Below are 18,288 nucleotides of genomic sequence, written 5' to 3'. Positions count from 1 at the left end.
ACATCGTTCTCTTGCTTCCACACACGGCAATCATGAGCGGGCGGCTTTACGCACTTTCCCAAAGACAAACGTCAGCGCAAACGGCACCGCAATCGCGATCGCCATGCCGATAAAGAACGGCGTCCACTTTTGCGGCACGATCGACAAGAAACCCGGCAGGCCGCCGACGCCGATCGACGGGGCCATCACTTTATTGATCGTGATGAACATGCCAGCGATTGCCGCCCCTGTCATCGCTGCGATAAACGGGAAGCGAAAGCGCAAGTTGACCCCGAACATCGCCGGTTCCGTGATGCCTAAATACGCGGAAACAGCCGACGTAAACGACAAACCGCGCAGCTTTTCCTCCTTCGCGACAAACATCATCGCCAACGCTGCCGAACCTTGGGCGATGTTTGACATGACCAAAATCGGCCAAAGGAACGTGCCACCGGTATTGGCAATCAGCTGCAAGTCAACCGGCAAGAACGTATGGTGCATCCCGGTGACGACAAGCGGCGCATACAACGCTCCATACAACAATCCTCCAAGAGCCGGAACCGTGTCAAAAATCGTGACAAACAAGTGGGTAATGGCATTGCCGATCGCAAATGTGATCGGCCCAATGGCGATGAACGCCAAAAAGCCCGTAATGAGCAACGCAAGCGGCGCGACAAGCAACAGCTGAAACGCATCCGGAATGCGCTTGCGCAAAAACAGCTCCAGCTTCGCCAGCACGTAGGAAGCCACCAGCACCGGCAGCACTTGTCCTTGGTAGCCGACTTTTTGCACTTCAAAGCCGAACAAGTTCCAAACCGGAATCTCTCCTTTTTCTTTCGCCGCTCCCCAGCCCCAAGCGTTGAGCAAATCTGGGTGGACGAGCATCAAACCAAGGACAATCCCTAAGAGCGGGCTGCCGCCGAATTTCGTCACCGCCGACCAGCCGATCAAACCGGGCAGGAAGACGAACGCCGTATTGGCGATCAAGTTGATCATGTTCGCCAAATCGGCCCATTCTTTGTGCACCTCGACAAACGATTTCCCTTCGTAAAAAATGCCTGGGCCTGTCAAGACGTTGTTAATCCCCATTAACAAACCGGCCGTCACGATTGCCGGCAAGATTGGAATGAAAATATCAGCCAGCGTCTTAATCGCGCGTTGCAGCGGATTGAGCTTCGCTTCCGCAGCGTCTTTAATCTCCTGCTTTGTCGCCCGGCCGATGCCCGTCAGCTCGATGAGGTCGTCATACACTTTATCGACAAGCCCTTGGCCGATGACGACTTGAAACTGGCCGTTTGCCGAAAACGACCCTTTGACGACATCGATGCGCTCAAGCGCTTCCTTATTGACTTTTCCTTCCTCTTTGAGCGCAAACCGAAGCCGCGTCACACAATGCGTGGCGGCGACGATGTTTTCTTTGCCGCCGATGGCTTCAACGATTTGCGCGGCTGCTTGTTGGTATGCCCCCATGATGAACGCCTCCCTTTTCTTTCCTTAACAACGACCGCTATAGCGTTAAATCGCTTTCAGCAACCGGTTGCAAACAAACTTGTATATACAACCTGAATTCATTTTATCTTGTATATACAAGTTTGTCAACATCTTTCGATGACCTTCTTCATTTTTCGACAATAGTTGTTGTTTTTTTGCTAACTTCCACTTCTTTTGTTATGTTTTGTCAAGCGGCAGGAAAATCAACGACCGAGTAGGAAAATAAAACATAATGCAAATCAATGCCAAAAGACGAGAAAGGATGAGGAAATGCGATGAAAACCTATACACTCCGCGAAGCAGCGAAAAAAATCGGGGTCACCGCCCGCGATTTGAAACAATGGGAAAAGCAGTTCGCCGGATCGATTGCCGTCCCACGCACAACCGAGGGGGCACGCATGTACACCGACGAGCTGATCGACCGGTTTCGCCATATCCGCACTTGGCTTGAGGACGGCCGCCATCCGCGTGAAGTGGCTGAAATGATCAGGCAAATGGACGGACAACCGGCAGAGCGAGCCAACGAGACAGCCGCTCAAGTGGAAACAGCCGTCATGGAAGGGGAAATCATCGATGTGCCCCGCCTGCTGCATCAAGGGATGCCATACATAGCCGAGCAGTTGGCGGCCCGCTTAAAAGACGATATCGTCGACGCCTTGAAACAGGAAACGACAGCCACGGTCCGGCAAGCGATGGATGAGGTGAAAGGCCGCCTTGACTACATCGAGGAGCAAACGACGGCAGCTGCCGAAACGGTGCGCCGTTCACTCCGCGATTACGAGGACGCATGGCAGCAAAAAACGGAACAGCTGCATGAACATTTGGAAACGGTCGTCGCGTTCTGTCACGAGGAAAAGGCAAGGCAGGAAGAGGAGCGAAAACAGCTCGAACTGCGCATTTTAGAACGGGAAAAAGCGTTTCGCGAGCTCGTGTTGTCGTTTCGGCAAACCGCTGCCAGCACCAGCGCTGCTCGAACACGGGCAAATAAATGGTGGAAGTTTTGGTGAAGACGATTTTGGCATCCATGTGACAAGGGCACCCGTTTTGGATGCGCCATACCTCCGTCAAAAATCAAAAAAGGGCCCCGCCAAAACTCGGGCCCCTTTTTGCGTCATATTCGGCGGCTCTCGGCCGCATGTCGTTTGATGGCTTCGATCAAGTGCGCTTCTTCTTGTTTGGTGACATGGAGGCGGACGCCATAATAGTAGGCGTGGACAAACGGTCTTTCCCAGACAAGCTGCCCCCGCAGCGTAAAGGGGGCAGCGTTTAGCCAAAACGAGATGTCAACCAGCGTTCCCCCTGTTGAAAAGGGAAGGCGGCCTTCCGTTTCGATTTTCATCCCGTGCGGACTTAGATCGTGAATGTAGACGCTGCGCTCACCATCGGCTGTGCGCAGTTCAGCCGGGAGCGGCCGGCCAAACTGATACCGGAACGGTTCTTGACGCTTAAACCTCATCCTTCCTCCCCTTTTCCAAGCAGCTTCGTCGGTTCTTTCCAGACATCCACCACCATCCCGGCTTCGTCAGTGTCAACGACAAACGAACCCGTGCTGTAGCGGTCGGAGAGACGAAGGGAAGCGGCTTCGATCGTCTCGACCACCCCTTTTTCCGTCCGCAATCCGACCATTTCCTCATCGCTGCTGACAAAGACGGCGCCGACAACTCGGTGCGGGTTGGATTTCACTTCGCGCACAATCACAACGCCGCGCTTCGCCCGTGATGACGGCTCAAACTCGCTCATCGCCACTTTTTTCACCGCTCCGCGCTGCGTCACGACGACGAACGAGCCCCCCTCTTCTAGGCGAACGGGACACGCAGCGGCGACAAAATCCCCTTCCTTCAATTGAATCCCTTTCACGCCAGCCGCGCGCACGCCAACAAGGCTGATCTCCTCCTCGGCAAACAAGAGCGCATGTCCATCATGCGTCGCAAGCCAAAGATGGCCGCATCCATCCGTCGCGTAGACGGCGATGACGTCATCATCCTCTTTCACATTAACGGCCACAAGCGGGCGGGTGTAGCGCTGCACTTGGTATTGAGCGAGCTCCGTTCGCTTTACGAGCCCTTGTTTCGTCACAAAGATGAGCTGCTCCCCGGTGTTAAAGGAAGAGACTGGAACAGCGGCGACGAGTTCATCGTCGCGTTCAAGCGGAATGAGATGGGAAATGTGGTGGCCGACCTCTTTCCAACGGATATCAGGGAGCGTATGCACCGGGCAGTATAAATAGTAGCCGCGGCGGGTGAAAAGCAAGAGCACATCGGTCGTATTCATCTCGAGCTGGGCGAGCAGCCGATCCGTTTCCTTCATGCCCATGTCTTGACCGTTTGAGGCGCTGTATGAACGATAGCTCGTCCTCTTCACATATCCTTCTTTTGTCACGGTGACGATCACATCTTCCGCCGGAATGAGCGCCTCCACCTTCACTTTCAGCTCTTCAATCTCCTCTTCAATCACCGTCCGCCGCTCATCGGCATATTGCTTTTTCATCGCCTTCAGCTCTTTTTTGATGACGCCAAGCAGCTTCTTTTCATCGGCGAGAATCGCCGTAAGTTCCGCAATTGCTTGATCCAGTTCTTCCGCTTCTTGACGCAGCGCCGTGATGTCGGTGTTCGTCAACCGATACAGCTGGAGCGTCACGATCGCCTCGGCCTGCGCTTCGGTGAATCCGTAATGAGCCATCAGCCGTTCTTTGGCGTCGCGCTTGTCGCTTGAAGCACGAATCGTGGCAATCACCTCATCCAAAATGGAAAGCGCCCGAATCAAACCGTCGACGATGTGCTTCCGCTCATTCGCTTTTTTCAGCTCAAAATGCGAGCGGTTGGTGACGACCTCTTTCCGGTGGGCGATGTAGGCATCCAACAGCTCCGGCAAACTCATCAGCTTCGGCCGGCGCTCATGGATCGCCACCATGTTGAAGTTGTACGGCACTTGCAAATCCGTATTTTTGTACAAGTAGTTGAGAATCGCTTCCGCATCGGCGTCTTTTTTCAATTCGATGACGATCGACAGCCCGTCCCGGTCCGTTTCATCGCGCACATCGGCGATGCCGTCGAGCTTTTTGTCGAGGCGAAGCTCGTCAATTTTTTTCACTAAATTCGCTTTGTTCACTTCATACGGCAGTTCCGTGATGACAATGTGCTTTTTCCCGCCTTTTCCCTGCTCGATGGCGGCTTTGGCGCGGATGATGATTTTCCCGCGGCCGGTCTCATACGCCTTGCGGATGCCGTCTTTCCCTTGGATGATGCCGCCGGTCGGAAAATCGGGGCCAGGAAGAACCGTCATCAGCTCGTCAACAGTGCAATCCGGCCGGTCGATCCGCATCAAGACGGCGTCGATCACCTCGCCAAGCGCATGCGGCGGAATGTCGGTCGCATAGCCGGCCGAAATCCCGGTCGAGCCGTTCACCAACAAATTCGGAAACATCGCCGGCAGGACGGTCGGCTCATCGGTCGTATCGTCAAAGTTCGGCACAAACGGAACAGTTTCTTTGTCAATATCGCGAAGCAATTCGGCGGCAATCGCCGACAGGCGCGCTTCCGTGTAGCGCATCGCCGCCGGCGGGTCGCCGTCGATGCTGCCGTTGTTGCCGTGCATCTCCACCAGCACGTTGCGCAGCTTCCACTCTTGGCTCATCCGCACCATCGCTTCATACACCGATGAGTCGCCGTGCGGATGAAAGTTGCCGATCACGTTTCCAACCGTTTTCGCCGCCTTGCGAAACGGTTTATCAGCCGTGTTGCCATCCATGTACATCGCATACAAAATGCGGCGCTGCACGGGCTTCAGCCCGTCGCGCGCATCGGGCAGCGCCCGGTCTTGGATGATGTATTTGCTGTAGCGGCCAAAGCGGTCGCCAAGCACGTCCTCTAACGGCATTTCCAGCAATCGTTCTGCCATCGTCATTCTCCTTTCCTAACACATCAGCACCAAAAAGGCGGCGCCTTTTCACGCCGCCATCAGCCGATCCATCCCGGTTCCTCTTCGAGCCCGAAGGCGACGTGCGTTTCGATCCATTTGCGGCGCGGCTCGACTTTGTCGCCCATGAGCGTCGTCACCCTCCGTTCGGCGCGGGCCGCATCTTCAATGCGCACGCGGATGAGCGTACGCGTCTGTGGGTTCATCGTCGTTTCCCATAATTGATCGGCGTTCATTTCGCCGAGCCCTTTATAGCGCTGAATCGTATAGCCGCGGCCCATTTTTTTCGTAATTTCTTTCAGCTGCTCGTCCGTCCACGCATATTCGACGATTTCGTTTTTGCCGCTTTTTTTGCTGATTTTGTAAAGCGGCGGCAAGGCGATGTACACTTTTCCCGCTTCAATCAGCGGACGCATGTAGCGGTAAAAAAACGTCAAAAGCAGCACTTGAATATGGGCGCCGTCCGTGTCGGCATCGGTCATAATGATCACTTTGTCGTAGTTGACATCATCGAGCGAAAAGTCAGCCCCGACGCCGCCGCCGATGGCGTGGATGATCGTATTGATTTCCTCGTTTTTCAAAATATCGCCAAGTTTCGCCTTTTCCGTGTTGATGACTTTTCCGCGCAGCGGAAGCACCGCCTGGAATCGACGGTCGCGCCCTTGTTTCGCCGAACCGCCCGCCGAATCGCCTTCAACGAGATAGAGCTCATTTTTTTGCGGATTGCGCCCTTGCGCCGGCGTCAGCTTGCCGCTTAAGAGCGCCTCTTTCCCTTTCCGCTTTTTGCCGCTTCTCGCCTCTTCGCGCGCTTTGCGGGCCGCTTCACGCGCCTGATAGGCCCGGATCGCTTTCTTAATGAGCATCGCGCTTACGTCCGGGTTTTCTTGCAGAAAGTACATGAGCTGCTCGGACACCACCGCATCGACGGCCGAACGCGCTTCGCTCGTTCCGAGCTTTCCTTTCGTCTGCCCTTCAAACTGCAGCAAGTGCTCTGGGATGCGCACCGAAACGACCGCGGACAACCCTTCGCGAATATCGGTTCCTTCCAAATTTTTATCTTTTTCCTTGAGCAAACCGACACGGCGGGCGTATTCGTTAAAAACGCGCGTCATCGCCGTTTTCGCACCCGCCTCATGCGTGCCGCCGTCTTTTGTGCGCACGTTGTTGACAAACGACAGCACGTTTTCCGAATAACCGTCATGAAACTGGAACGCAAACTCGACTTCAATGCCGTTTTGCTCGCCAGCAAAATAAACGACCGGGTGGAGCACATCTTTCTCCTCATTCAAATAGGCGACAAACGCTTCAATTCCGTTTTCATAGTGGAACACCTCGCGCATGCCGGTCCGTTCGTCAACGAGTTCGATTTTCAGCCCTTTTAACAAAAACGCCGATTCGCGCAGCCGTTCACTCAATGTTTCATAATCGAAGACTGTCGTGCTGAAAATCGTTGGGTCCGGCTTAAATTGAATGATGGTTCCGGTTTTGTTCGTTGTGCCGATTTTCTCTAGCGTCGTCACCGGTTTGCCTCCATGCTCAAACCGCTGCCGGTAAATGAAGCCGTCGCGATGAATCGTGACGACCAGCCATTCTGATAAGGCGTTGACAACCGACGCCCCGACTCCGTGCAGGCCGCCGCTCGTTTTATAGCCGCCTTGGCCGAATTTGCCGCCGGCATGAAGCACGGTCAAAATGACTTCCGGCGTCGGCTTGCCGAGCTTATGCATCCCGACCGGCATGCCGCGCCCCTCATCCAAAACCGTGATGCTGTTGTCTTTATGTATTTGCACGAAAATGTAGTTTCCGTATCCGGCCAACGCCTCATCGACCGAGTTGTCGACGATTTCATAAACAAGATGATGCAACCCGCGGCTGTCGGTGCTGCCGATGTACATCCCCGGCCGCTTCCTGACTGCCTCGAGCCCTTCCAACACTTGAATGGCATCTTCGTTATAGTCATGTATCGCTTGCTTTGCCACAAGCCCACCCCTTTCTGCCAAAACAAGAACATCTGTTTCTGTTTTATTGTATCATAAAATGACCAGCTGTCCATTGTCTTTTGACACCGCTTGACAAAATCGGACAACGGCGCCTGAAAAACGAAAGGACCATCTTAGAGAAGATGGCCGTTTCGTCAATGGCGCGCTTCGCCTGTTACGGGCGTTTCGTGAGCGCGTGTTCTACTTTAATGCAGCGATCCATAATCACCGTATAGCCTTTTTCCTTTAAAAACGCGTATGCTTCTTCATTGACGACGCCAAGCTGCGCCCAAAATACGTCCGCATCGATTTGCACAAACTCGCGGGCCAGCTCGGGCAAATGCTCAGAGCGGCGGAACACATCGACGATGTCGACATGGCCTTCGATATCGGTTAGTTGATCAACCGCCGGAATGCCTTCCCACTCATCGATCATCGGATTGACCGGAATGATTTCGTATCCAGCGTCTTTCATCGCTTTCGCCACCATATACGACTCGCGCTCCGGATTGTTGGACAACCCAACGACGGCAATCCGTTTCGCCTTGCGCAAAATTTCACCGATTTCTTCCCGGCTTGGGTTGACAATGGACATCGAGGTCTCTCCCTCCTTTATTCTCCTTTTTGCTGTACTATATAGATGCAATTTAAAGCTTTAACATTTTTCGTTTTTACCGATCATTTCATCCGACTGTCGAGTGACCGAACAACACCGCTTAAAGACCCATGAATGGGTCTTTAAGCGAGTCGTTGTTCGGTCTTCCGTCACGCCTTAGCGTGACGGAGGCAAGCCTATGGCTTGCCTTCGACAGTCAAAAATGGATGAGCCACTTTTCCGTCAAGGATATGTGAAACGATTTCGTTGCATCTATATAGTTTCGCTCCAGCCAGATCAAAATCCTGCCCAGCCAATAGAAAAAGGAAAAAATCATCGATCTTTTTTGCACAGCGCCCACACACCCTAGGCCGGCCACAACAGACGCAAACTTGAACATCATATTCATCGCCTACGCATCGATCCGCTTTCTCGTCCGCATCCAGACATTCTGTTTGCTGGCTGTCCGAACATGGATGGCCTGCTGCCAGTTATTTTATGTTCCACCCGGCGTACACTCCAGCTAAAAAAACGGTAGTCATGGCAATCGCATGGACGATCATCCATCCCCACCGGCCGTAGCGGAAAGAGGAAGCCGCAAGCGGGGAGCGCGCTTTTTGGGGGACGATTTTTCCGCCCATCCACTCAAAGAAAAGCAAATACAGCCACCAGGCGGTGTATGAATCCCACACATCCCACTGTTCCTTATAATCAATCAGAGGGAGCGGCGATACAAGAGCAACCAACTCGAACAACATAATCAACTGCACCATCGCAAAGTAAAACGGCAACTTCCATGCCCAGCTTTCCGGACTGTACTTGACTCCAAACAAAACGAAAAACGGAATGACGGTTGCCATTTCAACGAGCGGAATCGGTGTATAAGGAACGAGCTTAACAGGGAAGGAGTAAAAGCCTGCATAGACAAACGCAAGGCAAAGAACGATGCCTGTCACCGCACTGAATGCATACAAAACCGCATATCTCCGTATATGCCGTTTGGCGATCCAAAAACTTCCCGCTATACTCAACATGACCGCTGCCAGTTCCACCGTCCAAACAACAGGAAGAGAAAACGTCATCATCGATCCTCCCTAACCCATTTCCCACTCCCTAAACGCTGTCTCAGACAGCACTGTTAGTATAATCCAAAGTGTGGAATTTATTCCGGCGCCCTCACCGGCTTTCCACCCCATCAAGCTGTCTAGCATGGCTTAACAAATGTGCTTCGTGCAAATTTATTATTATTGATGAAAAAAGGGGGTGTCCCAAAAGGACTGGGACACCCTCTCTCATCGCTATATATAAGCACCAGCCGCTTCTCTGTCACACTATATATTGTGTCTTTCTTGAGGAGAGATCGCCTTTTGGGTCAGCCCCTTTCATGGATCGGACTGCATCAAACTTTCAAGAATCTCCGAAAAAAGAAATCATTGCGCAACAAACGCTAAAATTTTCCCGAACGAAAAATCGAGTAAAGCAGCCAACCGAACAGAAAAGCGGACGCGCCTAATCCGATTTCAACAGCAGGAATCTTCCACAGCAGCGTCGACGGCCGCCCGAGCGAGGAAGCGATCATCAGCCCGGCAAGGACGATGCTCAGCGAAAGAAGAACGATGCTAAACGACAGCCGGTTCGTAATCTGATCGAGCTTCTTTAGCAGCGTTTCCAAATCAGGCGCCGTGATTTCCAGCCGAAGCTTGCCATGCCGCATCATTTTCGTCCATTCCTTTACGCTGTCCGGCAAGCGAAGCAGCCATTCACCGTAGTCGAAAATCCGTTTCCACGCCGTTTCCGCTACACGGTCAGGCCGAAGACGCTCTTTCATCAGCTTTCTCCCAAACGGTTCGGCCACATCCATGATGCGAAACTGCGGATCAAGCGTCTCCACGACCCCTTCGACCGTCAACAGCGCTTTCCCTAACAGCGTCAAATCGCTTGGGATGCGAATGCCATGGCGAAATGCCACCGAAAGCAAATCCTCGACGGCTTCCCCAAGACTGATCTCACCGAGCGGGACGCGGTAGTATTTCTCCCGCAACTCGTCAATATCATCGCGCAATTTTCCTTCATCGACTCCGTCAGGAACAATTCCTAAACCGTAAATCGCACCCAACACCCCATCCGTGTTTTGCCGCATTAAGGCGATGATGAGTGAAGAAAGATGATGTTTGACATGAGGTCGAAGGCGGCCCATCAAGCCAAAGTCAATGAAGGAAAGCGTTCCATCGTCAAGAACAAATACATTGCCAGGATGAGGGTCGCCATGAAAAAATCCATGCTCAAACATTTGTTTAAAGGTTGCTTCAGCCAAACGCTCGGCGATCGTTTTTAAGGAGTGGCCGTTCGCTTTCAACCGCTCGATCTCCCCGAGTTTGATCCCTTCGACATATTCCATCGTGAGCACTGTTTTCGTCGTATAATCCCAAAACACCCTCGGGACATACACCGACGAATCGCCGGTAAACTGCCGTGCAAACCGTTCCGCATGGCGCGCCTCGACTGTATAATCCAGCTCCTGCCGCAATGAGCGCACCAATTCATCGATGATCTCAGACAATTGGTAGGTTGCCGCCCAATCGAGACGGCGTTCCGCCAGCACGGCCAAATCTTGCAAAATTTCCAGATCCGTCTCCACCCGCGCAGCGATGTGCGGGCGCTGCACTTTCACCGCCACGGCCTGTCCGGAAGGAAGAACCGCCCGGTGCACTTGTCCAAGCGAAGCGGCAGCGAGCGGCATTTCCTCAAATGAACGAAAGAGTGTTTCCAGCGAACTTCCAAACTCCGCTTCGACAATCCGGCGGACATCGGCAAACGGAAACGGCGGAACTTGGTCTTGCAGCTTTTCGAGCTCACTGATGATCGGAGCGGGAATCAAATCCGGCCGTGTGCTAGCAATTTGCCCGAGCTTCACGAACGTCGGGCCGAGCTCCTCGAGCACAAGGCGGAGCCGCTCCCCAACCGTTTTTCCTTCCTTTTTCCCTTGCTCCGCTCTCCATCGCGGCGGCAACGAAAGAAACGACGAAAAGCCGAGCTCATCGACGATCATCCCGAATCCGTGCCGAAGCAAGGAGGCGGCGATTTCGTGATACCTTCCGATATGGCGCATCCGTTTTCCGATCATCGAGACATCTCTCCTAAGGCGGCAAAAAGCGAGCGGACAGGCCGCATCGGTTTACTGCCCGCTTTGTTCCTTTTCTTCAAGACGGCGGATTCGCTCCTCGAGCTGCCGCACGTCTTCTTTCGTCGCCAAGTCGAGTTTATCGATCACCTGCTTGATTTGCTCGCGTACAAGCCGCTGCACTTCCGTTTTCCGCGCTTCGGTCTGCTGTTTCCATTGATCGATCACTTCCTTCGATTCGTCAAGCGACAATTCCCCTTTTTTGACTAACTCGTCAATGATTTTTTCCACTTGTTCTTTGCTTGCAATCGCCAATCCCAGCCCGAATGCCAATCCTTTCTTCAAAATGCTCATTCGTTTGTAGCCTCCTTGTGCCATTGTGTTTTCCTTATTGTACCATTCTTTGGCGATCCATGTCGAGCTAGACGGCAGCTCTTTTGTATAGGAGACAGGTCGATGCGGCATGCTATCGTTGGACAACGATTCAAAGGAGGGGTTTGATGGCCGACGAACCATTGCATTACGGAGAAGACTATCATTTTATTCACGCGACATCGGCAGCAAGCGGCCTCGGCGTCAGCGTGCTGCCCGATTTGTACTGCCATACGATCCAAATCGTGAACATTTGTCTTGTCGGCCGCCCGGACGACCACGCGTTTGTATTGGTCGACGCTGGCATGCCGGGATCAGCCGATGACATTGTTTCAGTCGTGGAAGACCGCTTTGGCAGCGGCAGCCGCCCGCAAGCCATTGTTTTAACCCACGGCCATTTTGACCACGTTGGAGCGATTGTTGAGCTTGTCAAGCATTGGAATGTCCCGGTGTATGCCCATCCGGCTGAACTGCCGTATTTGACTGGAAAGGCGAGCTATCCTGAACCTGACGCTTCCGTCGAGGGCGGCTTCATCGCCAAAATCTCGCCGTTTTTTCCGAACGAGCCGATTCAATTAGGCAACCGCGTCCAGCCGCTCCCTGCGGACGGCACCGTTCCGCACTTGCCGGAATTTCGCTGGATCCACACACCGGGGCACACGCCAGGCCACATTTCGTTATTTCGGCCGCGCGACGCCGCTTTAATCGCCGGCGACGCGTTCGTCACCGTCCGCCAAGATTCACTGTATAAAGTGTTGACCCAACAAATCGAAATCAGCGGCCCGCCGCGCTATTATACCATCGATTGGCGCGCCGCCCGCGAGTCGGTGCGCAAGTTAGCCGCACTCTTTCCGTCAGTCGCCATCACCGGACACGGTGCTCCTGTCGCCGGCAAAGAGCTGCGTGAAGGGTTGACAAAACTCGCCCGTGATTTTGACCGTATCGCTACCCCTGATTATGGGAAGTACGTCCATTAGGCAAACGGACTATCGTTCCGTGAACGGCTTCTAGTTTTGTTTGAAGCGGAAGTTTCTCTGCTAAAACCACTTTCAAGTAAAAACCAAGGGAGGGTGTCTGAACGGGGGCACCCTTTCGTTGACATGTGAAAGTCAGAGGATTCTCCATGGAGATGGTAGAGCACATTATGCCTTTAGCGACAACGCAAAAAAGACGACAAGAATCATTCTTGTCGTCCATCATAAGTGATGGGCCTAAGTGGACTTGAACCACCGACCTCACGCTTATCAGGCGTGCGCTCTAACCAGCTGAGCTATAGGCCCGCTTATAAGAAATAAAAATGGAGGGGGACGGATTCGAACCGCCGAACCCAAAGGGAGCGGATTTACAGTCCGCCGCGTTTAGCCACTTCGCTACCCCTCCGTAATCGTGATGCCGACTGCAGGACTCGAACCCGCAACCTACTGATTACGATTCAGTTGCTCTACCAATTGAGCTAAGTCGGCATAATTATGATATAAATCGTGGCTCATTGTTCATTTGTTGTGTCCCTTTCTCTACCAGCCAATTCGAAGAAGCTGGGTGCGTCGGGACAACTCGAAGCAAATTCGACGATGCAGATGCTCGTCTCTACCAATTGAGCTAAGTCGGCATAAAATAAATGCAAGAAGGTGGCTCATTGTTGTGCTCTGTGCCTCTTCCTCTACAAGCTGTTTCGAGGAAGCAGGATGCGTCGAGGCAACTCGAAGCCGACTCGACGAAGCAGGTGCTCGTCTCTACCAATTGAGCTAAGTCGGCACGATATAAATAGACCGTGATTCGTTGGTTTCTGTTGTGTCCCTTCCTCTACCAGCCAATTCGAAGAAGCTGGGTGCGTCGGGACAACTCGAAGCAAATTCGACGATGCAGATGCTCGTCTCTACCAATTGAGCTAAGTCGGCATAAAATAAATGCAAGAAGGTGGCTCATTGTTGTGCTCTGTGCCTCTTCCTCTACAAGCTGTTTCGAGGAAGCAGGATGCGTCGAGGCAACTCGAAGCCGACTCGACGAAGCAGGTGCTCGTCTCTACCAATTGAGCTAAGTCAATATTTATGGCGGAGGAGGAGGGATTCGAACCCCCGCGGGCTGTGACACCCCTATCGGTTTTCGAAACCGACCCCTTCAGCCAGACTTGGGTACTCCTCCATAGCTGTTTGGAGCGATGCGGTCGAGAGGACTTGAACCTCCACGGGGTTGCCCCCACTAGGCCCTCAACCTAGCGCGTCTGCCATTCCGCCACGACCGCATACAATGGAGCGTAGGGGATTTGAACCCCTGACCTCTTCGCTGCCAGCGAAGCGTTCTCCCCCTGAACTAACGCCCCATGATGGTGGAGTATACTGGGATCGAACCAGTGACCCCCACGCTGTCAACGTGGTGCTCTCCCGCTGAGCTAATACTCCACGTTGTTTGCCTAGCAGCGACCTACTCTTGCAGGGGCGCTGGCCCCAACTACCATCGGCGCTGGAGGGCTTAACTTCCGTGTTCGGGATGGGAACGGGTGTTTCCCCTCCGCTATCACCACTAGGCAATGGCGACGATTTCTATTATAAAGCAATCCAAAAGTTTGTCAAGTTTTTTTGTATCTTTATATTTCAGTTCCTTCAGAATCGGAACGACAATGTAAAATTTACTATAAAAAAATGAAAGAGTCAACCCTCTTTTTCATTTTTTTCGATCTTCACTGTCCCTTTCTCTAAAGTTCTTGTCATCCCCTTCTTTATACGCGTATAATAAAGAAGAAGGAACGTACAATAAAGCAGGGCATTGGCGGCCACCAATGCCCTGTCCATACACAGCCGCTGCAAGAAGCGCAGTGGCCCAAGCCTCGGGCATCGTAACCTACCCTCGCCTCGGCCTAGCAGGGTGGGTTACTTTTTGTCTTTGGATACGGCGATCACCGCGACGATGAGTGACGCAAACGCAATCATAAGCGTCAGCGCGTCGGCAATCGACATCATCAGCACCACCCCCTTTCGTTCAGGGAGTGGCCACTGCCCACCCTGCATATGGCTGTGCATGTTTCATTATACCATCAAATCAAACAAATGCGAATATACATTCGCGTCCTCGTTGAAAATTAGGAATGTTTCCCTACCCGAGGTATCCCCCCACCTTGCCTGTTACTTCGCGCCGCATCTTCACGGCCCCTTCCTCTCTGGTTCTTATAGCCCGCTGAAACTCCGACGTTTTCATCAAGCGCATAAAATCCGCGTTTTTCCGAATAATGATCATAGACGAATCTCGCTGTTCCAAGGAGAAAAAAAGGTGGAACAAGCAAGGCAAACCCGCATTCATGGGCTGTTGTTGCTGATCGTCGCTGCTGTGTTCGTTTGGTCGGCCATTCGTCCAACCAGCTATGCGGTGTGGGCGCTTGAGGTCGCCCCAGCGCTTGTGGGGCTTGTGATCGTGATGGCCCTGTATCAACGTTTCCGGCTGACAACGATGTCGTATGTCATCATCGCCATGCTGGCGGTCCTCATGTTGATCGGCGGCCATTATATTTACTCCAAAGTTCCTTTTTTTAACTGGATCAAAGATGCGTTCCATTTCGAACGCAACCATTACGACCGGTTTGGCCATTTCCTCAAAGGGACGTTCGCCCTCGTCCTAAGGGAGATTGCGCTGCGGAAAACGCCGCTGTCGCGCGGCCCTTGGCTTTTCACGATCGTCACAAGCATGTCGCTCGCCATCGCCGCCCTGTATGAAATCATCGAATGGCTCGTCTCCATCATCTCCAAAGGAGGAAAGGCATCGAAAGACTTTTTGGGCACACAAGGCGATATTTGGGACACCCAATGGGATATGGTATGCACATTGATTGGGACACTGATTGCCCTATGGCTGCTCTCAAGGTGGCACGACCGGCAACTTGCGCGGTTGGATCAGCCCCGTAGCTAGGCTCGTAAAACAGCGGCTTCTCTTTTCAAGAGAAGCCGCTGTTTTCAATTCACCTTATACAAATAAATCGTCCACGCCGACTCATCGGACGTGAATACACGGTCCAACACGAGTCCATTTTCCGCCGCATTGTCAATCGGAACCGCCGAGAAAATATAGCGGCCGCCCATTTTTTTCAACTGTTCTGTATTCAGCTGCAAGTTCTTCAGCCGTTTTTTCGACTGTTTTGTAAACATATACCGTTTTCCAAGTTCTGCTGTAAAAATATAGCAACGCCCGCCCCATTCGTCAAAATATGTGCGGATCGTTTTGCTTTTTTCCAGTTCACGTTCAATGATTTTGCGGAACTCGTATTTGTATGACAGCGGATAAAAGTTGTTGTACGTATCGAGCGTGTAAAACCCGTTGTATTGGGCGATGGCGGGGTGAATGCCGATGCTGACGACGCGGTAGTCGGACACCGGGAGCCCGATGTATTGCTTGATTTCTTGGAACTGTTTTTCCGCGTAAAATTGCTTCACCGTCGGCTCGTAGCGGAAGACGATTTCTTCGTTAATCAAAAACACCAAGATCACTTGGGCCGCTAGCAGCCGCTTCGCCCACTTTTCTCCTTTTTCGCTGTATTGCCATACGATTTTCAGCGCTAGCGCAAACTGCACATAAATGACAAGCGGGCGCAAAAAATGAAAGCGGGCAAAGTTAAACGTGTCCAAAAAATGAAACCGCTCGGTAAGCGGCAGCCACCCTTTATAAAACCAAAAGGCGTACCACGCCGACAGGGCGAAATTCAGTCCGAATAGGAAAAGAAATAACCGTTCTTGCTTCCATCGTTTTTTCATGAAAACGAGATACAAGGCCATCAACCAGGCCGGCAAAATAAAAAAGGTATGCTCGGTCATGACGTGATGGTGGCCGAGGATAAAGTTTTTCCACGTCAAGCGGACGCAATGCCAAAACGACAACCGGGCATGGAAGTACTCATCCCGGCTTGTCGGCTCGTCTTCCCATAAAAACGAGTACACAAGCCGGTACTCGACAAGCAAATACAACAGCGTCATGTAAGCGATGGAAGTCAAAAAGCGGATGTTCCACCCCTTCCCGCGCAGCACATCCAAAAGCCAAAGAGTGCCCATGGCGGCAAGAAAGAAAAAGAACCCGAGCACAAAGCTGGAATAAAACGGGAGAAGCGTGAGCGCGACGTAATGTTTCCACTCCCCCTCGCCTTTCCGGATGCTCAAAAACGCCCAGAGCGCAAGCGGCATGCCGAGCGTGCTTAACATCCCCGACGGCCAAAACAGCGTCAGCGCAAATGCGAGCGCCACGCCGATGCGAACAGCCATCCAACGCGGCTCGGGCAGGAAATGCGTTTTCAACAACAAATACATGCCGACAAATACCACCACCCTTGTGATCGTTTGGCTGAGCGCATAAGCAGTCATCGTGGGAAATAACGCGTGCAGCCAGACGATGCCGGTCAACTCCGAACCGAGGGCATTTCTTGACAACTTGCCGTTGGCGATTTGCGGAATCTTCGCGTCAAGCGGCCCGGTGATTTTTCCGCTTTCGGAGAGCACCTTATACCAAGCGATATTGGAATCCAAATTATCGTGGACGCGAATATGGGCGTTTTCGCCAAGGAGAAAGAGCGGGGACACGTAAAGGGCGATGACGCCAAGCGCCAAAAGGAAAAATCGCCGCTCGCTTTGTACGTCCATCGGCATGACGCTCCTATTTCCAAGTTTCTATTGGATACGATGTGCAATTAGGAGAAAATTATTCCTAAGGACGGTCGAAGAGGGTGGTGATTTATGAAAAGGGGGGCTGCGCGTTCTTCTCAGTCTCCTCTTCATTCGCATTTTTTGCCCCTTCTATTTTCTCTATGCACACCTATCTTAAAATATTAAGGACAACTTATGGTAGATAGCTTCCCCACTACAATACACAATAGAAAACAGCGGCCTCTCTCTTACAAAACCGCTGTTTACACCTGCTTCTACACCCTTGACTTTTCCTTTAATCCTATCAGATGGTCCTTCTCTTCCCTCCGGCTGAAAATCGCCGCGAGGATCGCTTCGGATATATATATATTGTTGTGCCACACGCTGAAAATCGCACTTGGAACAGCCGCCAAGGGTGAAAAATTCGCTGTGGCAATTGCCACGCTCAATCCGGAGTTTTGCATTCCTACCTCCATGGCGACCGCTTTTTGTTTAGCCAAATCCATGCCGAGCAGAAGGGGCAGGCTGAAGTCAAAGGCAACTGGACGAATCCCCCTTAACAAATTTGCCCGCCAACCGCTTGGATATCTTCTTCACGTTCGACCGTCACGTCAATGGCAATCCGCAGTCCTTTCACAATCGTTTCTAACGCCATGCTAGGCTGTCCTGGATGCCGGGCTGCTTGTTCCGGCAGATACGGAATATGGATAAATCCGGCCCGAATGGGCATCTTCACTTGGGCAATATAATGCATCAATCCGTAAAACACATGGTTGCAGACAAACGTTCCCGCTGTATAAGAGACAGAGGCTGGTATGCCGTGACGCCTCAACTCATGGACAATCGCTTTGACCGGCAAAGTTGACCAATAGCCAACAGGCCCGCCTGGAACAACGGGTTCGTCAATCGGCTGATGACCTTTGTTGTCGGGAATGCGGGCATCATTGATGTTCACCGCTATCCTTTCAACGGAAATATCGGCTCTCCCTCCCGCCTGTCCGACGCAAATCACAATATCGGGATCCACTTGCTTCATTGCATCATGCAAGATTTCTAATGATTGGCCAAATACGGTTGGAATCTCCCGAACTTCAACGATATACCGATCGTTTTTCCATCCGGCTGCTTGCTTGGCCGCCTCCAGCGATGGATTCACCGTTTCTCCTCCAAACGGATCAAATCCGGTCACGAGCACTTTTTTCATCGTATCTTCAGTCCTTT

Annotated in this window: 14 protein-coding genes, 7 tRNA genes, 1 rRNA gene and 1 pseudogene; 3 read left to right on the top strand and 20 right to left on the bottom strand. The window is 52.4% G+C overall.

Annotated features, from left to right (window positions below):
* Positions 1 to 30: 30 nt before the first annotated feature.
* Complete coding sequence (gene treP, locus ACVX3G_RS11675; protein WP_011231239.1) at positions 31 to 1,449, bottom strand: PTS system trehalose-specific EIIBC component; 1,419 nt, start codon at positions 1,447 to 1,449, stop codon at positions 31 to 33.
* A gap of 296 nt (positions 1,450 to 1,745) precedes the next feature.
* On the opposite strand from treP, the gene ACVX3G_RS11670 reads away from it, so the two are divergent.
* Positions 1,746 to 2,477: a MerR family transcriptional regulator gene (locus ACVX3G_RS11670; RefSeq protein ID WP_014195851.1), complete on the top strand. Its 732-nt coding sequence runs from the start codon at positions 1,746 to 1,748 to the stop codon at positions 2,475 to 2,477.
* Between the two features lie 104 nt (positions 2,478 to 2,581).
* Here ACVX3G_RS11670 and ACVX3G_RS11665 read toward each other — a convergent pair whose 3' ends face one another.
* From ACVX3G_RS11665 to ACVX3G_RS11635, 7 genes are all read right to left on the bottom strand, one after another.
* On the bottom strand, positions 2,582 to 2,926 hold the full coding sequence (locus ACVX3G_RS11665) for a PilZ domain-containing protein (protein ID WP_013145319.1): 345 nt from the start codon (positions 2,924 to 2,926) through the stop codon (positions 2,582 to 2,584).
* Positions 2,923 to 5,367 carry a DNA topoisomerase IV subunit A gene (gene parC / locus ACVX3G_RS11660; protein ID WP_014195852.1) on the bottom strand — a complete coding sequence of 815 codons (2,445 nt, stop codon included), beginning with the start codon at positions 5,365 to 5,367 and terminating at the stop codon, positions 2,923 to 2,925. Before parC ends, ACVX3G_RS11665 begins: the two co-directional genes overlap by 4 nt.
* A 59-nt stretch (positions 5,368 to 5,426) precedes the next feature.
* Positions 5,427 to 7,364: a DNA topoisomerase IV subunit B gene (gene parE, locus ACVX3G_RS11655; protein ID WP_021321610.1), complete on the bottom strand. Its 1,938-nt coding sequence runs from the start codon at positions 7,362 to 7,364 to the stop codon at positions 5,427 to 5,429.
* Positions 7,365 to 7,539: 175 nt separating this feature from the next.
* Positions 7,540 to 7,959, bottom strand: coding sequence for a CoA-binding protein (locus ACVX3G_RS11650; RefSeq protein WP_031205874.1), 420 nt, complete (start codon positions 7,957 to 7,959; stop codon positions 7,540 to 7,542).
* A gap of 491 nt (positions 7,960 to 8,450) precedes the next feature.
* Positions 8,451 to 9,041, bottom strand: coding sequence for a CBO0543 family protein (locus ACVX3G_RS11645; protein WP_021322623.1), 591 nt, complete (start codon positions 9,039 to 9,041; stop codon positions 8,451 to 8,453).
* 365 nt (positions 9,042 to 9,406) lie between these two features.
* Entirely contained in the window at positions 9,407 to 11,083 is a 1,677-nt protein-coding gene (locus ACVX3G_RS11640; RefSeq protein WP_014195854.1) for an ABC1 kinase family protein, read from the bottom strand.
* 51 nt (positions 11,084 to 11,134) lie between these two features.
* Positions 11,135 to 11,434, bottom strand: a complete 300-nt coding sequence (locus ACVX3G_RS11635; protein WP_011231247.1) for a phasin family protein — start codon at positions 11,432 to 11,434, stop codon at positions 11,135 to 11,137.
* Between the two features lie 146 nt (positions 11,435 to 11,580).
* On the opposite strand from ACVX3G_RS11635, the gene ACVX3G_RS11630 reads away from it, so the two are divergent.
* Complete coding sequence (locus tag ACVX3G_RS11630; protein WP_011231248.1) at positions 11,581 to 12,429, top strand: MBL fold metallo-hydrolase; 849 nt, start codon at positions 11,581 to 11,583, stop codon at positions 12,427 to 12,429.
* Positions 12,430 to 12,658: 229 nt separating this feature from the next.
* Here the strand turns inward: ACVX3G_RS11630 and ACVX3G_RS11625 are convergent.
* From ACVX3G_RS11625 to ACVX3G_RS11585, 9 genes are all read right to left on the bottom strand, one after another.
* Positions 12,659 to 12,732, bottom strand: a tRNA-Ile gene (locus ACVX3G_RS11625).
* A gap of 18 nt (positions 12,733 to 12,750) precedes the next feature.
* A tRNA-Tyr gene (locus ACVX3G_RS11620) sits at positions 12,751 to 12,832 on the bottom strand.
* Positions 12,833 to 12,842: 10 nt separating this feature from the next.
* Positions 12,843 to 12,915, bottom strand: a tRNA-Thr gene (locus ACVX3G_RS11615).
* Between the two features lie 586 nt (positions 12,916 to 13,501).
* A tRNA-Ser gene (locus ACVX3G_RS11610) sits at positions 13,502 to 13,594 on the bottom strand.
* A 17-nt stretch (positions 13,595 to 13,611) separates the two neighbouring features.
* Positions 13,612 to 13,694, bottom strand: a tRNA-Leu gene (locus ACVX3G_RS11605).
* A 6-nt stretch (positions 13,695 to 13,700) separates the two neighbouring features.
* A tRNA-Ala gene (locus ACVX3G_RS11600) sits at positions 13,701 to 13,772 on the bottom strand.
* 4 nt (positions 13,773 to 13,776) lie between these two features.
* Positions 13,777 to 13,851, bottom strand: a tRNA-Val gene (locus ACVX3G_RS11595).
* Positions 13,852 to 13,860: 9 nt separating this feature from the next.
* Positions 13,861 to 13,977, bottom strand: a 5S ribosomal RNA gene (rrf, locus tag ACVX3G_RS11590).
* Between the two features lie 342 nt (positions 13,978 to 14,319).
* On the bottom strand, positions 14,320 to 14,409 hold the full coding sequence (locus tag ACVX3G_RS11585; protein ID WP_021322622.1) for a putative holin-like toxin: 90 nt from the start codon (positions 14,407 to 14,409) through the stop codon (positions 14,320 to 14,322).
* 307 nt (positions 14,410 to 14,716) lie between these two features.
* On the opposite strand from ACVX3G_RS11585, the gene ACVX3G_RS11580 reads away from it, so the two are divergent.
* On the top strand, positions 14,717 to 15,349 hold the full coding sequence (locus ACVX3G_RS11580; RefSeq protein WP_020279622.1) for a DUF2238 domain-containing protein: 633 nt from the start codon (positions 14,717 to 14,719) through the stop codon (positions 15,347 to 15,349).
* 44 nt (positions 15,350 to 15,393) lie between these two features.
* Here the strand turns inward: ACVX3G_RS11580 and ACVX3G_RS11575 are convergent, their stop codons facing one another.
* From ACVX3G_RS11575 to pcp, 3 genes and pseudogenes are all read right to left on the bottom strand, one after another.
* Positions 15,394 to 17,064: a DUF6044 family protein gene (locus ACVX3G_RS11575; RefSeq protein ID WP_021322620.1), complete on the bottom strand. Its 1,671-nt coding sequence runs from the start codon at positions 17,062 to 17,064 to the stop codon at positions 15,394 to 15,396.
* A 278-nt stretch (positions 17,065 to 17,342) separates the two neighbouring features.
* Positions 17,343 to 17,582: pseudogene (locus tag ACVX3G_RS11570) on the bottom strand (transporter, sodium/bile acid symporter family protein); the annotation flags it as partial.
* A gap of 41 nt (positions 17,583 to 17,623) precedes the next feature.
* Positions 17,624 to 18,271 (bottom strand): pyroglutamyl-peptidase I, encoded by a 648-nt coding sequence (pcp, locus tag ACVX3G_RS11565; RefSeq protein WP_429894050.1) that lies wholly within the window; start codon positions 18,269 to 18,271, stop codon positions 17,624 to 17,626.
* Positions 18,272 to 18,288: the final 17 nt, after the last annotated feature.

This window comes from Geobacillus sp. PLS 41 (assembly GCF_056494105.1).
Note: the sequence above shows the minus strand (reverse complement) of the source record. Positions and strands in the feature narration are given on the sequence as shown.

Bases quoted from the DNA above. Each gene is read 5' to 3' on its own strand.
- treP (WP_011231239.1), bottom strand. From the start codon at position 1,449: ATGGGGGCATACCAACAAGCAGCCGCGCAAATCGTTGAAGCCATCGGC.
- ACVX3G_RS11670 (WP_014195851.1), top strand. From the start codon at position 1,746: ATGAAAACCTATACACTCCGCGAAGCAGCGAAAAAAATCGGGGTCACC.
- ACVX3G_RS11665 (WP_013145319.1), bottom strand. From the start codon at position 2,926: ATGAGGTTTAAGCGTCAAGAACCGTTCCGGTATCAGTTTGGCCGGCCG.
- parC (WP_014195852.1), bottom strand. From the start codon at position 5,367: ATGGCAGAACGATTGCTGGAAATGCCGTTAGAGGACGTGCTTGGCGAC.
- ACVX3G_RS11650 (WP_031205874.1), bottom strand. From the start codon at position 7,959: ATGTCCATTGTCAACCCAAGCCGGGAAGAAATCGGTGAAATTTTGCGC.
- ACVX3G_RS11645 (WP_021322623.1), bottom strand. From the start codon at position 9,041: ATGACGTTTTCTCTTCCTGTTGTTTGGACGGTGGAACTGGCAGCGGTC.
- ACVX3G_RS11640 (WP_014195854.1), bottom strand. From the start codon at position 11,083: ATGATCGGAAAACGGATGCGCCATATCGGAAGGTATCACGAAATCGCC.
- ACVX3G_RS11635 (WP_011231247.1), bottom strand. From the start codon at position 11,434: ATGAGCATTTTGAAGAAAGGATTGGCATTCGGGCTGGGATTGGCGATT.
- ACVX3G_RS11630 (WP_011231248.1), top strand. From the start codon at position 11,581: ATGGCCGACGAACCATTGCATTACGGAGAAGACTATCATTTTATTCAC.
- ACVX3G_RS11585 (WP_021322622.1), bottom strand. From the start codon at position 14,409: ATGATGTCGATTGCCGACGCGCTGACGCTTATGATTGCGTTTGCGTCA.
- ACVX3G_RS11575 (WP_021322620.1), bottom strand. From the start codon at position 17,064: ATGGACGTACAAAGCGAGCGGCGATTTTTCCTTTTGGCGCTTGGCGTC.
- pcp (WP_429894050.1), bottom strand. From the start codon at position 18,271: ATGAAAAAAGTGCTCGTGACCGGATTTGATCCGTTTGGAGGAGAAACG.